Origin of the sequence: Rhodococcus spelaei (assembly GCF_006704125.1) — a bacterium.
In the GTDB taxonomy this organism is placed as follows: domain Bacteria; phylum Actinomycetota; class Actinomycetes; order Mycobacteriales; family Mycobacteriaceae; genus Rhodococcus_G; species Rhodococcus_G spelaei.
The window spans coordinates 88,808-105,961 of sequence record NZ_VIGH01000007.1 but is presented as its reverse complement, the minus strand read 5'-3'; the positions used below and the strand labels follow the sequence as shown (position 1 = coordinate 105,961).

The window sequence follows — 17,154 nt, the reverse complement described above, 5'->3', positions numbered from 1 at the left end:
GACCCATGTCTGTGCGCGTACCCCTCGTCCCCGGAACCGTCTCGCCGACCCTGCCCGTGCCCGCGAAGATCGAGCGCCCCGAGTACGCGTGGAAGCCCACCGTCAACGAAGGCCACGAGCCGTGGGTGCAGACCCCGGAGACCATCGAGAAGATGCGACTCGCGAGCAGGATCGCGGCACAGGCGCTCGCGCAGGCGGGCAAGGCCGTCGCGCCGGGCGTGACCACCGACGAACTCGACCGGATCGCGCACGAGTACATGATCGACAACGGCGCCTACCCGTCGACGTTGGGCTACAAGGACTTTCCCAAGTCCTGCTGCACCTCGCTGAACGAGGTCATCTGCCACGGCATCCCGGACTCGACGGTGATCCAGGACGGCGACATCGTCAACATCGACGTCACCGCCTACATCGACGGCGTGCACGGCGACACGAACGCCACCTTCCTCGCCGGCGACGTGTCCGAGGAGAACCGCCTGCTCGTCGAGCGCACCCGTGAAGCCACCATGCGCGCCATCAAGGCGGTCAAGCCGGGCCGTGAACTCAACGTCATCGGCCGGGTCATCGAGGCCTACGCCAACCGGTTCGGTTACGGCGTCGTCCGCGACTTCACCGGCCACGGTATCGGCGAGACCTTCCACAACGGCCTGGTGATCCTGCACTACGACCAGCCGAACGTGGACACCGTCATCGAGCCGGGCATGGTGTTCACCATCGAACCGATGATCAACCTCGGCACCCCGGACTACGAGATCTGGGACGACAACTGGACCGTGGTCACCAAGGACCGCAAGTGGACCGCACAGTTCGAGCACACCATCGTGGTCACCGACTCGGGGGCGGAAATCCTCACCCTCCCGTGAAGGGCGCGCTGCTGGTCGCCGGTACCACCTCCGATGCCGGCAAGAGCGTCCTCGTCGCGGGGCTGTGCCGGATGCTGGCCCGACGGGGTGTGTCGGTGGCGCCGTTCAAGGCGCAGAACATGTCCAACAACTCCGTGGTCACCCTCGACGGCGGAGAGATCGGGCGCGCACAGGCGCTGCAGGCGCGGGCCTGCGGCCTCGAGCCGAGCGTCCGGTTCAACCCGGTGCTGCTCAAGCCGGGCAGCGACCGGACGTCGCAACTGGTGGTGCGCGGGCGGGCGGTGACCTCGGTCGGTGCCCGCGACTACATCGAGCACCGCGAGTGGCTGCGCGAGGTCGTCGTCCGCGAACTGGCCTCCCTGCGAAGCGAATTCGACGTGGTGATCTGCGAGGGTGCCGGTTCGCCCGCCGAGATCAATCTGCGTGCCACGGATCTGGCGAACATGGGGCTGGCCCGGGCGGCGGCACTGCCGGTGATCGTGGTCGGGGACATCGACCGCGGGGGAGTGCTGGCTCACCTGTTCGGCACCGTCGCGGTGCTGTCGCCGGAGGACCAGGCGTTGATCGCGGGCTTCGTGGTCAACAAGTTTCGCGGCGACGTGGGACTGCTCGAACCCGGACTCGACCAGTTGCGGGCACTGACCGGGCGGCCGACCCTCGGGGTGGTGCCGTTCGCCGAGGGACTGTGGATCGACGCCGAGGACTCGCTGTCCACCACGCCCGACGCTCCCGTGGGCAGGCCGGCCGCGCCGAGGGGCGAGGCGTGGCTGCGGGTTGCCGCGGTGCGACTGCCGCGGGTGTCCAATGCGACCGACGTCGAGGCGCTGGCCTGCGAACCCGGCGTGTCCGTGCACTGGGTGAGCGAACCGTCGCGGCTCGCCGATGTCGACCTGGTGGTGCTCCCCGGCAGCAAGTCCACGGTCTCGGACCTGAACTGGCTGCGCTCGAGTGGAATCGCCGACGTGCTCGCCGCCCGCGCCGAGGCCGGGCTCCCGATTCTCGGCATCTGCGGCGGGTACCAGATGCTCGGCCGGACCATCGTCGATGAGGTCGAGTCCCGGGCGGGCGCGGTGGCCGGGCTGGGCCTGCTCGACCTGGACATCGAGTTCGCGGACGAGAAGGTACTACGTCAGGTCACCGGCCGCCACGAGTCGATTCCGGTGTCGGGCTACGAGATCCACCACGGGCGTGTCGTGCGCAACGGCGACGCGCCGCTGCTGCGCGGCGACGACGGGCAGCCCGAGGGCAGCCTGCGGGGGTGGGTGTTGGGCACCCACTGGCACGGCCTGCTCGAGTCCGACGAGTTCCGGCGGTCCCTGCTCACCCGCGTCGCGGCCGCGACCGGGCGGGCGTTCACGGTCGCCCCGGACACCTCGGTCGCCGCCGAGCGGGACGCGCAGCTGGACCTGCTGGCCGACCTGGTGGAGCGGCACATCGACATCGGCGCGGTGGCCGCGCTGATCGACGAGGGGGCGCCGACGGGGCTTCCGGAGATCGCGCACACGACCTCCGTCGGCTGACCGGTGGATCAGGAGAGATCGAACCGGTCGAGTGTCATCACCTTGTCCCAAGCGGAGACGAAGTCGTCCACGAACTTCCGTTGCGCGTCGTCGCTGGCGTAGACCTCGGCGAGAGCGCGCAGCTGTGAGTTCGAGCCGAAGACCAGGTCGACGGCGGTCGCAGTCCAAGCGAGTTCGCCGGTCGCCCGATCGCGAACCTCGTAGACACCCTCGGTCGAGGTGGATGCCGTCCACTCCTTGCTCATGTCCACCACGTTCACGAAGAAGTCGTTGGTCAAGGCCTCGGGCCGGTCGGTGAACACGCCGTGGGCGGATCGGCCGACGTTGGCGTCGAGGGAGCGCATCCCACCGACGAGAACCGTCATCTCGGGAGCAGTCAGCGTCAACAGGCTCGCCCGGTCCAACAGCAGGCGCTCCGGCGGCTGCTTCTCGCCTTCCCGGATGTAGTTGCGGAATCCGTCGGCCTTCGGTTCGAGCACGGCGAACGCCTCCACGTCGGTCTGCTCCTGCGCGGCGTCCGTGCGACCCGGTGCGAACGGGACCGCGACGTCGTGACCGGCATTCTTCGCCGCCTGTTCGACCCCGGCGCACCCGGCCAGGACGATCAGGTCGGCGAGCGAGACCCGCGTTCCACCCGTCTGCGAGCCGTTGAAGACCTGTCGGATCTCCTCGAGGGTGCGCAGAGCGGCGGCGAGTTCGCCCGGCTCGTTGACCTCCCAGCCCTTCTGCGGTTCGAGCCGAATCCGTGCGCCGTTGGCTCCGCCGCGCTTGTCGGTGCCGCGGAATGTCGCTGCCGACGCCCACGCGGTGGAGACCAGTCGGGGGATGGACAGTCCCGAGTCGAGAATCTTGGCCTTGAGGGCAGCGATGTCCGCCTCCCCGACCAGTTCGTGATCGACTTCGGGGACGGGATCCTGCCACAGCTGCGGCTCCGGGACCCACGGGCCGAGGTAGCGGGAGGCGGGTCCCATGTCGCGGTGCAACAGCTTGTACCAGGCCTTGGCGAACTCGTCGGCAAACTCCTCCGGGTGGTCCAGCCAGCGACGGGTGATCGGCCCGTAGATCGGATCGACCCGCAACGAGATGTCGGTGGTCAGCATCGTGGGGGCGCGCCCCGCCGTCGTGTCGAACGGGTCGGGAATCGTGCCCGCTCCCGCACCGTCCTTCGCGACCCACTGCCAGGCGTCGGCCGGACTCTTGGTCAGTTCCCACTCGTAGCCGTACAGCGTCTCGAGGAAGCTGTTGTCCCACGTGGTCGGCGTGGGTGTCCACACGACCTCGATGCCACTGGTGATCGCGTCACCGCCGACGCCGGTGCCGAAGGAGCTCTTCCAGCCCAGGCCCTGTTCCTCGAGCGGGGCGGCCTCGGGCTCGGGACCGACGAGGTCGGCCGGCCCGGCACCGTGGGTCTTGCCGAAGGTGTGGCCACCCGCGATCAGCGCGAGGGTCTCGACGTCGTTCATCGCCATCCGGCGGAACGTCTCCCGGATGTCCGTGGCCGCGGCGAGTGGGTCCGGATTGCCGTTGGGCCCTTCCGGATTCACGTAGATCAAGCCCATCTGCACGGCGCCGAGGGGACCCGCGAGTTCCCTGTTGCCGCTGTACCGCTCGTCACCGAGCCACGTGTCCTCGGGTCCCCAGAACACCTCGTCGGGCTCCCAGATGTCCTCGCGACCGAAGCCGAAGCCGAACGTCGTGAAGCCCATCGATTCCAGGGCGCAGTTGCCCGCGAAGATCAGCAGGTCGGCCCAGGAGATCTTGCGGCCGTACTTCTGCTTGACCGGCCAGAGCAACCTGCGCGCCTTGTCGAGGCTCGCGTTGTCGGGCCAACTGTTGAGCGGCGCGAAGCGTTGCGCGCCCCTCCCACCGCCACCCCGGCCGTCGGCGATGCGGTACGTACCCGCGGCATGCCAGCTCATCCGGATGAACAGCGGACCGTAGTGCCCGTAGTCGGCCGGCCACCACGACTGCGACGCCGTCATCACCTCGATGAGGTCACGCTTGAGCGCCTCGACGTCGAGGGTCGCGAACTCCGCTGCGTAGTCGAAGTCCTCGCCCAGGGGATTCGCACGCGGTGACTGCTGGTCGAGGACGCGCAGGTCCAGCTGATTCGGCCACCAGTCCACGTTCGAACGGGGTGGATGGGGGCGGGGGGTCGGGGCGGGGATTGCCGGGTTCTCACTTTCACTGCCATCGGCATGACGTCCATCGGCGACAGGCGGGCGTTCGTCAGACATGGCCTTCCTTCCGGGCGTGGGTGGCTCGGCCGACGGCGCCCGTACGCAGCTGCCCTACGTATTCGACGTCGAGGACACCAACGAATTGTTTCGCAGTCTTCTGGAGTCAGTCAATGCGTCAGGTAGCGATCTCGGCATTCCGTGCTGAACAGTGGTCACGGCGTGGGGTGCCGCAGCGTGTACCGTCCGATGCCATGGAATCCAGGCAAGTGGCCGCAGGGGACGGCACCGTCACCGTTCGCGTCGACGGACCCGAGAGCAAGCACACTGTGCTGCTGCTGCCCGGGGCAGGAGAGGACGGGTCGATCTTCGACGCGGTCTGCGAGCGGCTGCACAACTCCGACCTGCGCACGATCGTCCCGGAGACGCTCGACGGACTCGACGTGACGTCGACGATTGCGCTGCTCGACGCGCTGAAGCTGCCCTGGGTGAACCTGGCGGGCAACCGCGAGGGCGCGGCGCTGGCCTGGTTGCTCGCCGCGCGCACATTCGGGCGCTTCGCCAGCCTGGTGGTCGCCGACTGCCCGCACCCGGCCGTGGCCGACCTCGACGGCGCCGTCCGGCAGGCCGACTGCCCGGCGATCGAGATGCCCACGACGCTGCTGATCGGCAGCTCACTGGCCCGGCCGTTCGCCGACAACAGTGGTCGCCGCGTGTACTCCGACTACCGGGTCGTCCAGCTCGACGGCATCGACTCGGTCCCGACCTCCGCGCCGGCCGAGATGGCCACGGAGATCGTGCTGCGCACCAGTTCCTGGTGATGCGCGCTTCGCGCCTGTGAGTCCTTCTGGTGCCTGTGGGGGCCGGAAGGACTCACGGGCGGCGCAGCCGCCTACAGCCCGAGCAGGGCGTTCTCGACGACCTCGGTCAGGGCGGGGTGGATCCAGTACTGGCCGAGGGCCATGTCCCGCACGGACAGGTCGAAGCTCATCGCCTGGATCAGCGGCTGGATCAGGGTGGAGGCCTGCGCGCCGATGATGTGTGCTCCCAGCAGGCGCCCGGTGCCGCGTTCGGCGATCAACTTGCACAGGCCCTCGTCGTCCTCCATCGCCCAGCCGTAGGCGACGTCGGCGAACTTCTGCACCTTCACCGTGATGTCGTGCCCCTGCGCGCGGGCCTGGTCCTCGGTCATGCCCACCGAGGCGATCTGCGGGTCGGTGAACACCGCCGACGGCACGAATCGGTGATCGGTGCGGACCAGTGGTTCACGCTCGCCCCAGGCGTCGCGAAGCAGGTTCTCCTGCACCACCCGGGCCTCGTGATTCGCCACGTGCTTGAGCTGGTGCGGCGAGGAGACGTCACCGAGCGCGAAGACACCCTCCGCGCTGGTGCGCTGGAACTCGTCGACCACCACCCTGCCGTCGGCGGACACCTCGATGCCCGCGCTCGCCGCCCCCAGTCGGTCGCCGTTCGGGGTGCGGCCCGTCGCCACCAACAGCGTGTCGCCGGCGATCACCGTGCCGTCGGCGAGCGTGACCCGGATGTCGCCGGGGCCGCCGCTCACGTCGGTCACCCGGTTGCCCAGGTGCACATCCCATTTGCCGCGAGCGAGGTCGGTGAACTGCTGCGAGATGTCGGCGTCGAGGTCCCGCAGCAGGCGGTCGCCGCGACCGATGATCGAGACCCGACTGCCGAAGGCGGAGAAGACGTGCGCGAACTCGGACGCGATGAACCCGCTTCCGATGATCACCAGGTGCTCGGGCAGCGCCGGCAGTCGCATGATGTCGTCGTTGGTGAAGTACGGGACGCCGCTGCGACTGACCTCGTCGGGGATGATCGGGCGCGATCCCGCCGCGACCACCACCTGGTCCGCGGTGATCACCTCCCCGGTCCCGGTTCGGATCTCCCGCGGACCGACGAACGAGGCGTAGCCGGAAAACAGTGTGGTGTTGGGGTTCTCGTCGCGCCGGTACCGCTCTCCGCCCGCCGAGATCGGGTCGATCCGGTCGAAGACCCGGTCGACGATGTCCGACCATCGCACTTTCTCGACGTGCGCGTCGACGCCGTACCGGCTCGCGTGCTGGATCGCCCTCGCGACCTCCGCCGCGTAGACGAACATCTTGGTCGGGATGCACCCGACGTTCAGGCAGGTGCCGCCGAAGGTCCCACCCTCGAGGATCGCCACCCGCTTGTCCGCGAACCGGTCGTCGAGAATCGTGTTGCCCGAACCGGATCCGATGATCGCGAGATCGTAGTTGTTCATGCGCCCTGTCCATTCAGCCAGCCCAGCCACTGGTCCACCTCGTCGAAAGCCTGCTTGCGTGGAACCTCACGGGACAGGAACACGTCGTGCCGTGCCCCCTCGATCGGAACGATGGTCGTGCGATCACCCAAGCACCCCGCCCATCGCGCGATCTGCTTCACGTCGAGGATCAGGTCGGCCACCTCGGACTTCTCGGTGTACCGCCTCGAGTAGTGAGTTGCCTTGGAGCGCAGGATCAGTGACGGGACACCGACGTCGAGACCGCGGTGCAGGCGGGCGTGACCCCGGCGGACCGCCCGCAGCCACCCGAAGGTGACCGGGAAGCCGGTCAGCGGCTTCCAGTCGAGGTCGTAGTCCCACTCGCCGCCGTGATCGCGGTGCAGGGTCCGGCCGTACACATCGGTGGGCGGCTGCTTGATCACCAGCCTGTCCTTGACCCGGCCGACCGCGTCGACCGCGACCGTCCCGACACTGCGCACCAGCGAGGGTCCCTGCATGTCGAACCACGGGCTGTTGAGGATCAGGCCACGCACGCCCGCCCCCGCACTGCCGCCGGGCTTCGCGTTGAGCCGGTCGAGCCAGAGCGGCAGGATCAGCCCGCCCGTCGAGTGCGCAGTGAGCAGCACTGAGCTTCCACTCGTTCCGCCGGCTCCACTCGAGTCGATGCTCGTTCCGCCGGCTCCACTCGAGTCGATGCTCGTTCCGCCGGCTCCACTCGAACGGCCGTCCAGGTCCTCACGGACGAGCGCCAGCGCCCGGCCGAGTTCCTCGTCGTAGAACGAGAGATCGGTCACGAAGTGCGGTGTCTGGCCTGCCCGCAGTGATCTGCCGCACTTGCGCAGGTCCAGTGCATAGAAGGCGTAGCCCTGCTCGTGGAAGTGCTCCGCGAGATGCTTCTGGAAGAAGTAGTCGGTGAATCCGTGCACGTAGAGCACGGCGTGGCGGGTGCGTGCGGCACCCTCCGGTCGGTAGCGAACCAGGGTCGCTTCCACCGTGCCCTCGCCGTCCGGATCGGCCCCGAGAGGGATCGTCAGCTGCTGATATCCGGTGCCGAGGAGGTCCGGTGCCCAGGTAGTCACAGATCACAACAGTAATGTGCGGGATACCCCTCCGCAGAGGGGCACAATTGGGTGAGGTTAACGCCGCTTATACGCACGGGTAACCTGTCGGCTGCAGTCGGTGTGACTGCCCACTGCCAATGGACAAGGAAGTCGATTCTCCAGTGTCAGACAACAACGCGGTACAGACCAAGACCGATGTAGTGCTCGTCGGTGCAGGCATCATGAGCGCTACTCTCGGCGCCCTCCTTCGTCAGCTGCAGCCGGACTGGTCGATCAGCGTGTTCGAGCGGCTCGACGCCGCCGCTGCGGAGAGCAGTGACCCGTGGAACAACGCGGGAACCGGACACTCGGCACTGTGTGAGCTCAACTACACCCCGGAGAACGCCGACGGCTCCGTCGACATCGCCAAGGCGGTCAATGTCAACGAGCAGTTCCAGGTCTCGCGGCAGTTCTGGGCGCACGCGGTCGAGAAGGGGATCCTCACCGAGCCCCGCGAGTTCATCAACCCGATCCCGCACGTGAGCTTCGTGCACGGCGCGGACAGCGTGAAGTACCTGCGGGCGCGTTACGACGCCCTCGCCGGCCACCCGCTGTTCGCGGGCATGGAGTACACCGAGCGACCGGACGAGTTCGCCCGCCGCCTCCCGCTGATGGCCAAGGGCCGCGACTTCTCCGACCCCGTCGCGCTGAACTGGACCGACGGCGGCACCGACGTCGACTTCGGCGCGCTCACCAAGCAGCTGCTGGGCCACGTCGGCGCGTCCGGCGGCCTCGTGTACTTCGGCCACGAGGTCACCGGGATCAAGAAGCAGTCCGACGGCACCTGGAACCTCAAGGTGCACAACCGTCGCACCGGCGCCCGCAGGAAGGTCAACGCGAAGTTCGTGTTCGTCGGCGCGGGCGGCGGTGCGCTGCACCTGCTGCAGCAGTCCGGCATCGCGGAGGCCAAGGGCTTCGGCGGCTTCCCGGTCAGTGGAGCGTTCCTGCGCTGCACCAACCCCGAACTCATCGCTCAGCACCGCGCGAAGGTGTACGGCAAGGCGGCCGTGGGCGCCCCGCCGATGTCGGTGCCGCACCTGGACACCCGCGTCATCGGCGGCAAGCCCGGACTGCTCTTCGGCCCCTACGCCGGCTGGTCGCCGAAGTTCCTCAAGGAGGGCCGGGTCACCGACCTGCCCGGTTCGGTCAAGCCGAACAACCTGCTGTCCATGCTCGGCGTGGGCGTCTCCGAGCTCGGACTGGTGAAGTACCTGGTCAGTGAGCTGGCGAAGTCCGAGGCTGGTCGCATCGAGACCCTGCGCGAGTTCGTTCCCGAGGCGCTCGGCAAGGACTGGGAGCTCATCACCGCCGGCCAGCGTGTCCAGGTGATCCGCCGGGCCAAGGGCAAGGGCGGCGTACTCGAGTTCGGTACCGCGGTGGTCAGCGCCGCCGACGGCAGCATCGCCGGCCTGCTCGGCGCCTCCCCGGGTGCCTCGACCGCTGTCCCCGCGATGCTCGACGTCCTGCAGCGCTGCTTCGGCGACCAGTACAAGGCGTGGGAGCCGCAGCTCAAGCAGATGGTGCCCTCGCTCGGGGTCAAGCTCTCCGACAACGAGTCGCTGTTCCGGGAGGTGTGGGACTGGTCGAACCGTGTGCTGCAGCTCGACACCTCCGACGCCGTCGCCGCCGCGAGCGCCTGACCCGCTCGACGCACCGAACCACCGCCGTCATCGCGCCCACCGGGCGCGGTGGCGGCGGTCGTCGTTGCGCCCGATAGAGTCGGGTCCCGAACGACAATGTCCCTGCCGCGGGGAAGTCCTGTGCAAGTCAGGCACGGTCCCGCCACTGTGACGGCCGCTCGACCCCGGTCGGTGCCGAAGTCAGATCACCGCGGCAGTGGATCGACTCCGACCCCCGGCGTGGAGACCAGGGAGTGAAGGGAATTGCACTGTGGTACAAGATTATTCGGCGGCACACGATGGTTCGACGGAACCTGCTCGTCCGGAACCGGGATTCCCGTTCAGTGCGATTGTCGGTCAGGATCAGCTGCGGCTCGCGCTGACGTTGTGCGCGGTGCACCCCGGCATCGGCGGCGTGCTGGTGCGCGGCGAGAAGGGCACCGCCAAGTCCACCGTGGTCCGGGCGCTCGCGGCGCTGCTGCCGCCAGTCGTCGGAGACGACGGGTCGCGGCCTGCCCGCCTGGTCGAACTGCCGGTCGGCGCCACCGAAGACCGGGTGGTGGGGTCGCTGGACCTCGAGAAGGTGCTCCGGGACGGCGAACGAGCCTTCCAGCCCGGACTGCTCGCCGCCGCGCACGACGGCGTGCTCTACGTCGACGAGGTGAACCTGCTGCACGACCATCTGGTCGACGTGCTGCTCGACGCCGCAGCGATGGGCCGGGTGCACATCGAGCGCGACGGCGTCTCGCACTCGCATCCCGCCCGATTCGTCCTGGTCGGCACCATGAACCCCGAGGAGGGCGAGCTGCGCCCGCAGCTGCTCGACCGGTTCGGCCTCGCCGTGGACGTCGCCGCCTCGCGCGAGGTGGACACCCGCATGCAGGTGGTGCGCCGCAGACTCGACTTCGAGTCCGACCCAGCGGCCTTCGCCGCGCGCTACGCCGCGCAGGACGAGGAGCTGGCCCGGCGGATCGCGGCCGCACGGGACGCCCTCGCGGGCGTCGAGCTCAGTGACACCGAACTGCGCCGGATCGCAGCCCTGTGTGCCTCCTTCGACGTCGACGGCATGCGGGCGGACCTGGTGCTCGCCCGCACCGCCACCGCGCACGCCGCCTGGCGGGGCGCGAGCGCGGTCACCGAGGAGGACGTCCGGGTGGCGGCCGAGCTGACCCTGCCGCACCGGCGGCGCCGCGACCCCTTCGACGAGCCGGGCCTGGACCCGCAGCAGCTCGACGATGCGATGCGAGACGCCGGCGAGCACGTCGACGACGCAATGCGTGACGCCGCCGAGCAGCCCGAGCCCGACCCGGAACCGGATCCCGACGGTCCGGGCGGCGGCGCCCCCGAACCCGAATCAGGCGACGGCGGTGACACTTCCGCTCGCTCCGACGACCCGGCGGACCGACCCGACGAGCGTGAGCGCCCGGCGCCCGGGCGTGCGCCCGACCGGCCGGCCGCGGCGCCGTCCGCACAGTTCAAGACCCGACTGTTGACGATCCCCGGCGTCGGTGAGGGCGCGCCGGGGCGCCGTTCGCGGTCGCGGTCCCCGCAGGGTCGGGTGGTGCGCTCGACCACCGAGCCGGGCCGCGGCCTGCACCTGGTCGGCACGCTGTTCGTCGCAGCCGAGCACCAGGTCGCGCGCGGGCGAACGGACGGCCGGATGATGCTGGCGCCCAGTGACATCCGCGGCGCCCACCGCGAGGGTCGGGAGGGAAACCTGGTGGTCTTCGTGGTCGATGCCTCGGGCTCGATGGCCGCTCGCGACCGGCTCTCGGCCGTCACCGGCGCCGTGATCTCGCTGCTGCGCGACGCCTACCAACGCCGCGACAAGGTCGCCGTGATCACCATGCGGGGGAGCGCAGCGGAACTGGTGCTGCCGCCCACCTCCTCGGTGGACGTGGCGGTGCGGCGGCTCCGGTCGCTGCGGACCGGCGGCAGGACTCCGCTCGCGCAGGGCTTCCTGAAGGCCCGAGAGGTGGTGCTCCGTGAGAAGGTCCGGGACCCGCAGCGCCGCGCGATGGTCCTGGCACTGACGGACGGCAGGGCCACCGGCGGAACCGATCCCGTGCGCCGCGCCAAGGTCGCCGCCTCTCTGCTCGCCGACGCATCGGTGGCTTCGGTACTGGTCGACTGCGAGTCCGGGATGGTCCGTCTCGGCCTGGCACGCGAGCTGGCCACCGCGATGCGCGGCGCCTACGTCCGGATCGACGAGCTGTCGGCGGAGAAGGTCGCGGGCGTCGTCCGGGCCGGTGCCGCGGCGTTCGCGGCCTAGATCCTCACCGCGACAGAAGGAGTTGCACGATGCCCAAGGGAGTTCCGCTGCCCGAGTCCGTCCCCGACGACGGGCTGACCACTCGCCAACGCCGCAACGCGCCGGTCCTCGCCGTGCACACCGGCCCGGGGAAGGGAAAGTCGACCGCCGCGTTCGGGATGGCGCTGCGCGCCTGGAACCAGGGTTTCGACATCGGGGTGTTCCAGTTCGTCAAGTCCGCGAAGTGGAAGGTCGGCGAGGAGTCGGCGTTCCGCGCGCTCGGCGAGCTGCACGAGTCCACCGGCGTCGGCGGCCCCGTGCAGTGGCACAAGATGGGTGAGGGCTGGTCCTGGACCCGCAAGAAGGGCGAGGACGAGGACCACGCCCGCGTCGCGTTGGACGGCTGGCGCGAGGTGGCCCGCCGAATCGCGGGCGAGGAGCACAAGTTCTACGTCCTCGACGAGTTCACCTACCCGCTCAAGTGGGGCTGGGTGGACGTGAACGAGGTGGTCGAGGTGCTGCGCACCCGGCCGGGCAACCAGCACGTGGTGATCACCGGTCGGGACGCGCCGCAGGCGCTGATCGAGGCGGCCGACCTGGTCACCGAGATGACCAAGGTCAAGCACCCGATGGACGCCGGCCGCAAGGGCCAGCGGGGCATCGAGTGGTGACAAGTGTTCCGGCGATCGTCATCGCCGCGCCCGCGTCGGGTAGTGGAAAGACCACCGTCGCAACGGGTCTGATCGGCGCGCTGCGCGCCGCCGGCGATCGGGTCGCGCCGTTCAAGGTGGGACCGGACTACATCGACCCGGGCTACCACGGCCTCGCGGCCGGGCGGGTCGGACGCAACCTCGACCCGGTCCTCGTCGGCGCCGACCGGATCGGACCGCTGTACCGGCACGGCTCGGCCGGCTGCGACATTGCCGTCGTCGAGGGCGTGATGGGCCTGTTCGATGGCAAGATCGCGGACCCCGCGGACGGGATCGACGGAATGGGGGGAGCCGCCGAGGGCTCCACCGCACAGGTCGCCGGACTGCTCGGCGCCCCGGTGGTTCTCGTCGTCGACGCCCGCGGTCACAGCCAGTCCCTGGCCGCCGTGCTGCACGGCTTCGCGACCTACGACTCCGGCGTCCGCATCGGCGGCGTGATCCTCAACCGGGTCGGCAGCGCGCGACACGAGCAGGTGCTGCGGCAGGCCTGCGACCGCGTCGGCGTCCAGGTGCTCGGGGTCGTGCCGCGGCTGGCGGAACTGGCCGTCCCGTCCCGGCACCTCGGCCTGATCACCGCGGTCGAGCACGGCCGCGCCGCGACCGCGGCGGTGGACGCGATGACGGAGCTGATCGCCGCCCACGTCGACCTTGTCGCGGTACGGGCGCTGGCCCGGTCCGCGGTGACCGTGCCCGCGTGGGATCCGCACGTCGAGGTCGGCGAGCCGGTACCGGGCGCCCCCGTCGTCGCGGTCGCGGGCGGGGCGGCATTCACCTTCGGCTACGCCGAACACCGCGAACTACTCGAGGCCGCGGGCGCGCGGGTGCACGTGTTCGATCCGGCCGTCGACCAGCTGCCCGACGGCGTCGCGGCCCTGGTGCTGCCCGGCGGCTTCCCGGAGGAGCACGCCGCGGACCTGGCCGCCAACACCGCCCTGCTCACCACCGTGCGCGAGCTCGCCCGGCGCGGGATGCCGATCCACGCCGAGTGCGCGGGACTGCTGTACCTCGCGCGGCGCCTCGACGGCCATCCGATGGCCGGTGTGATCGGCGTGGACGCGACCTTCGGCAGCGCGCTGACCCTGGGCTACCGGGAGGCCGTCGCGCTGGGGGAGTCGGTGCTGTTCGAGCCCGGTCAACGGGTGGTCGGGCACGAGTTCCATCGCACCGCCCTCGAGGCCACAGCGGTGTCCGGGTGGCCGCCCGCGTGGGGCTGGCGCGCGGCGGACGCCTCCGTCCGGGAGGGTTTCACCGGCGGCGGCGTGCACGCGTCGTACCTGCACACGCACCCCGCAGGTAGTCCGGCCTCGGTTCGTCGATTCGTCAGTGCGGCAAGGAAGTTCGAGGTGTGCAGTGGGTAGTCTGGGTGGCGGTGACCTGGTGGTCGGGGTCGGCCTGCGGGACGGCGTCGGTCCAGACGCGGTGCTGGACGCGATCAGTGCCGTCGTGGACGACCCGACCGAGCTGCACGCACTGGCCACCCTCGAACGGAAGGCGACCGAGTCGTCCGTCGCAATCGCGGCCGCCGAACTCGGCGTGCCGGTGCTCGGCTACACCGCCGACGAGCTCGCCGCTGTCCACGTGCCGAGTCCGTCCGGTCGGGTCGCCGACGCGGTCGGCACCCCGAGCGTGGCCGAGGCCGCGGCCGTACTCGGTTCCGGTGGCGGGGACCTGGTGGTGCGCAAGCGCGCCCGCGATGGCGTGACGGTCGCGCTCGCCCGTACTGTTTGGTAACCCGAATACCCCCGAACTGTGCGCGCTCGTCACCCCCGCCGGGGTGAACGGCGCGCACGGGGCGAAGCCCACGAAGGAGAGCGCAGTGCCAGCAGCGGCCGGAGACGAGTCGAACTACCTCGTCGGCCTGAACCTGACCGACCGCCGGGTCGTCGTGGTGGGCGGCGGGACGGTCGCCCAGCGCCGCCTCGGTCTGCTCGTCGCGTCGGGGGCGAAGGTGCACGTGATCGCCCGCGCCGTCACCCCCGCGGTCGAAGCCATGGTGACCGGCGGGCAGATCACCGCCGAACTGCGCGACTACGCCGACGGCGACCTCGACGGCGCCTGGTACGCGATCGCCTGCACCGACGAGCCGGACACGAACGCCGCGGTGGTGGCGGAGGCCGAGCGCAACCGGACCTTCTGCGTGCGCGCGGACAGCGCGCGCCAGGGCACCGCCGTCACCCCCGCCAGCGCGTCCTTCGACGGGCTCGAGGTGGGAGTACTCGCGGGCGGCCAGCACCGCCGCTCGGCCGCGGTGCGCACCGCGATCGTGGACGCGCTGCAGTCCGGGGCGCTCGCCGACGCGCAGCCGCACGTGCCCGGCGTCGCCCTCGTCGGTGGCGGCCCCGGCGACCCCGACCTGATCACCGTCCGCGGCCGGCGACTGCTCGGCCGCGCCGACATCGTGGTGGCGGACCACCTGGCCCCGCAGGAACTGCTCGCCGAACTCGCACCGCACGTCGAGGTCATCGACGCGTCGAAGCTGCCGTACGGCCGGGCAATGGCACAGCAGGCCATCAACGAGACCCTGATCGAGGGCGCGCGGGCCGGCAAGTTCGTGGTGCGGCTCAAGGGCGGCGACCCGTATGTGTTCGGTCGCGGCTACGAGGAACTCGAGGCGTGCGCGGAGGCGGGCGTCCCGGTGACCGTGGTGCCGGGCATCACCAGTGCCATCTCGGTGCCGTCAGCGGCGGGTATCCCCGTCACGCACCGCGGTGTCACCCACGAGTTCGTCGTCGTCAGCGGTCACGTCGCCCCCGACCACCCCGACTCGCTGACCGACTGGTCGGCCCTCGCCCGTCTGCGCGGCACCCTGGTGCTGCTCATGGCGGTCGAGCGGATCGAGAAGTTCGCCACAGTCCTGATGGACGGCGGCCGTCCCGCCGACACCCCGGTGACCGCGATCCAGGAGGGCACCACACGCTCCCAGCGGGTGCTGCGCGCCGACCTGGCCACCATCGCCGCACGGGTGCGCGAGGAGAACATCAGGCCCCCGGCGATCATCGTGATCGGACCGACCGCGGGGTTTGCCGTCGACGCTCGGTAACGTGGACTCTCGTGTCTGAATTTCGAGCCCCCGAAGCCGCCGCGGCGCACCCCGTGAACGCCCCCGTCGCGACGCGGGTGCTCGGCCTCGCGATCGTCGTCCTCAGTGGTCTGCAGATGATGGTGGTGCTCGACGGGACCGTCGCCAACCTTGCGCTCGCGCCCCTGCAGCAGGACCTCGGTCTCAGCGACAGCGGCCGCAACTGGGTGCTCACCTCGTACGCGCTCGCGTTCGGTGGACTGATGCTCCTCGGCGGTCGCCTCGGTGACGCGTTCGGACGCAAGAAGATGTTCATCAGCGGCGTCGCCCTCTTCACGCTCGCCTCCCTGGCGTGCGGCCTGGCGTTCAACGAGTTCACCCTCGTCGCGGCGCGATTCCTGCAGGGCGTCGGCGCCGCGGTCGCGTCGCCGACCGCGCTCGCACTGGTCGCCACGACCTTCGCAGCGGGGCCCGCACGCAACCAGGCGATCGCGATCTTCGCGGCCATGACGGGTATCGGGTCCATCGCGGGCCTGATCATCGGAGGCGCGCTCACCGAGGTGTCCTGGCGGCTGATCTTCCTGATCAACGTGCCGATCGGCGCCGTCATCGTGGCCTGCGCGTTCGTGGCACTGCGGGAGACGGCGAGCGAGCGACTCACCCTCGACGTACCCGGCGCCGTGCTCGCCACGTTGGGCTGCACCGGGATCGTGTTCGCGATGAGCGAGGGCCCGGAGCTGGGGTGGACCAGCGCCGCGGTGATCGGGGCCGCGATCGCCGGTGTCGTGCTGCTGGTGGCGTTCCTGCTCGTCGAGCGACAGGCCGACAACCCGCTGCTGCCGTTCTCGCTCTTCCAGGACCGCAACCGGGTGGCCACCTTCGTCGCAATCTTCTTCGCCGGCGCGGTCATGTTCTGCGTCGCCGCATACGTGGCGCTGTTCGTGCAGGACATCCTCGGCTACAGCCCGCTGCGGGCCGGCATGGCGTTCATCCCTTTCGCGTTCGGTCTCGGTGGTGCGGCCGCGGTCGCGTCGAAGCTGGTGGTGCGGATCCAGCCGCGGTGGTTGGTGCTCGCGGGCGCAGCGGTCATGGTGGTCGGGTTGCTGTACGGCTCGACGCTCGACAGCTCCGCGACCTACTGGGGCAACCTGTTCGTCCCGGTGATCGGCATCGGCTTCGGTGTCGGGCTTGCGGTGGTCCCGCTCCCGCTGTGCGCCATCGCCGGCGTCGGACCGTCCGAGATCGGTCCGCTGGCCGCGATCGCGCAGGTCGCCCAGACCCTCGGCGGCCCGCTCGCGCTCGCGGTGGTCGGCGCGATGGCCACCTCCAAGACGCTGTCCCTCGGCGGGGTGAAGGGCGCGGTCGCCGAGATGAATCCGGCGCAGCTCGTCGCGCTCGGCGAGGGCTACACCTTCGCCCTCGTCGGCAGCGCGGTGTGCGCGGCCATCGCCGGTGTCGCCGCCCTGTTCATCCGGTTCACCCCGCAACAGGTCGCGCAGGCTCAAGCCGCGGAGAAGGCGGCCCAGGAGGGTTAGGCGGGCCAGCCCCGGATTTCTCTCACACTCTGTGGCCGCAATGCGTGAAATCTGCCGGATCGGCCACGGAATGTGAGAGCACTGCGGTGCCAGCGCT

13 protein-coding genes and 1 riboswitch are annotated in these 17,154 nt (G+C 70.2%); of the genes, 10 read left to right on the top strand and 3 right to left on the bottom strand.

Annotated features, from left to right (window positions below; translation table 11 throughout):
• Window positions 1–5 precede the first annotated feature (5 nt).
• Window positions 6–863, top strand: a complete 858-nt coding sequence (gene map, locus FK531_RS15870; RefSeq protein ID WP_142101027.1) for a type I methionyl aminopeptidase — start codon at window positions 6–8, stop codon at window positions 861–863.
• Entirely contained in the window at window positions 860–2,383 is a 1,524-nt protein-coding gene (locus tag FK531_RS15865; RefSeq protein WP_142101025.1) for a cobyric acid synthase, read from the top strand. Before map ends, FK531_RS15865 begins: the two co-directional genes overlap by 4 nt.
• A gap of 8 nt (window positions 2,384–2,391) precedes the next feature.
• Here FK531_RS15865 and katG read toward each other — a convergent pair whose 3' ends face one another.
• Window positions 2,392–4,620 carry a catalase/peroxidase HPI gene (gene katG, locus FK531_RS15860; RefSeq protein ID WP_142101024.1) on the bottom strand — a complete coding sequence of 743 codons (2,229 nt, stop codon included), beginning with the start codon at window positions 4,618–4,620 and terminating at the stop codon, window positions 2,392–2,394.
• A 194-nt stretch (window positions 4,621–4,814) separates the two neighbouring features.
• On the opposite strand from katG, the gene FK531_RS15855 reads away from it, so the two are divergent.
• Window positions 4,815–5,381: an alpha/beta hydrolase gene (locus tag FK531_RS15855; RefSeq protein WP_142101022.1), complete on the top strand. Its 567-nt coding sequence runs from the start codon at window positions 4,815–4,817 to the stop codon at window positions 5,379–5,381.
• Between the two features lie 71 nt (window positions 5,382–5,452).
• Here FK531_RS15855 and mtr read toward each other — a convergent pair whose 3' ends face one another.
• Both mtr and FK531_RS15845 read right to left on the bottom strand, forming a co-directional pair.
• Window positions 5,453–6,823: a mycothione reductase gene (gene mtr / locus FK531_RS15850; RefSeq protein WP_142101020.1), complete on the bottom strand. Its 1,371-nt coding sequence runs from the start codon at window positions 6,821–6,823 to the stop codon at window positions 5,453–5,455.
• Complete coding sequence (locus FK531_RS15845) at window positions 6,820–7,902, bottom strand: alpha/beta hydrolase (RefSeq protein WP_142101019.1); 1,083 nt, start codon at window positions 7,900–7,902, stop codon at window positions 6,820–6,822. Before FK531_RS15845 ends, mtr begins: the two co-directional genes overlap by 4 nt.
• 119 nt (window positions 7,903–8,021) lie before the next feature.
• On the opposite strand from FK531_RS15845, the gene mqo reads away from it, so the two are divergent.
• From mqo to FK531_RS15810, 7 genes are all read left to right on the top strand, one after another.
• On the top strand, window positions 8,022–9,563 hold the full coding sequence (gene mqo / locus FK531_RS15840) for a malate dehydrogenase (quinone) (protein ID WP_142101017.1): 1,542 nt from the start codon (window positions 8,022–8,024) through the stop codon (window positions 9,561–9,563).
• A gap of 102 nt (window positions 9,564–9,665) precedes the next feature.
• Window positions 9,666–9,760, top strand: a riboswitch (adenosylcobalamin (AdoCbl) riboswitch).
• Between the two features lie 53 nt (window positions 9,761–9,813).
• Window positions 9,814–11,814, top strand: coding sequence for a magnesium chelatase subunit D family protein (locus FK531_RS15835; RefSeq protein WP_142101015.1), 2,001 nt, complete (start codon window positions 9,814–9,816; stop codon window positions 11,812–11,814).
• Window positions 11,815–11,843: 29 nt separating this feature from the next.
• Window positions 11,844–12,464, top strand: coding sequence for a cob(I)yrinic acid a,c-diamide adenosyltransferase (cobO, locus tag FK531_RS15830; RefSeq protein ID WP_142101014.1), 621 nt, complete (start codon window positions 11,844–11,846; stop codon window positions 12,462–12,464).
• The gene (locus FK531_RS15825; protein WP_142101012.1) at window positions 12,458–13,861 is read left to right on the top strand and encodes a cobyrinic acid a,c-diamide synthase CobB; all 1,404 of its coding nucleotides are present in this window, start codon (window positions 12,458–12,460) and stop codon (window positions 13,859–13,861) included. Before cobO ends, FK531_RS15825 begins: the two co-directional genes overlap by 7 nt.
• On the top strand, window positions 13,854–14,234 hold the full coding sequence (locus FK531_RS15820) for a cobalamin biosynthesis protein (RefSeq protein ID WP_142101010.1): 381 nt from the start codon (window positions 13,854–13,856) through the stop codon (window positions 14,232–14,234). The genes FK531_RS15825 and FK531_RS15820 overlap by 8 nt, the downstream gene beginning before the upstream one ends.
• A gap of 85 nt (window positions 14,235–14,319) precedes the next feature.
• Complete coding sequence (cobA, locus tag FK531_RS15815; RefSeq protein ID WP_142101008.1) at window positions 14,320–15,543, top strand: uroporphyrinogen-III C-methyltransferase; 1,224 nt, start codon at window positions 14,320–14,322, stop codon at window positions 15,541–15,543.
• A gap of 53 nt (window positions 15,544–15,596) precedes the next feature.
• Window positions 15,597–17,057 carry an MFS transporter gene (locus FK531_RS15810; protein ID WP_142101387.1) on the top strand — a complete coding sequence of 487 codons (1,461 nt, stop codon included), beginning with the start codon at window positions 15,597–15,599 and terminating at the stop codon, window positions 17,055–17,057.
• Window positions 17,058–17,154 lie beyond the last annotated feature (97 nt).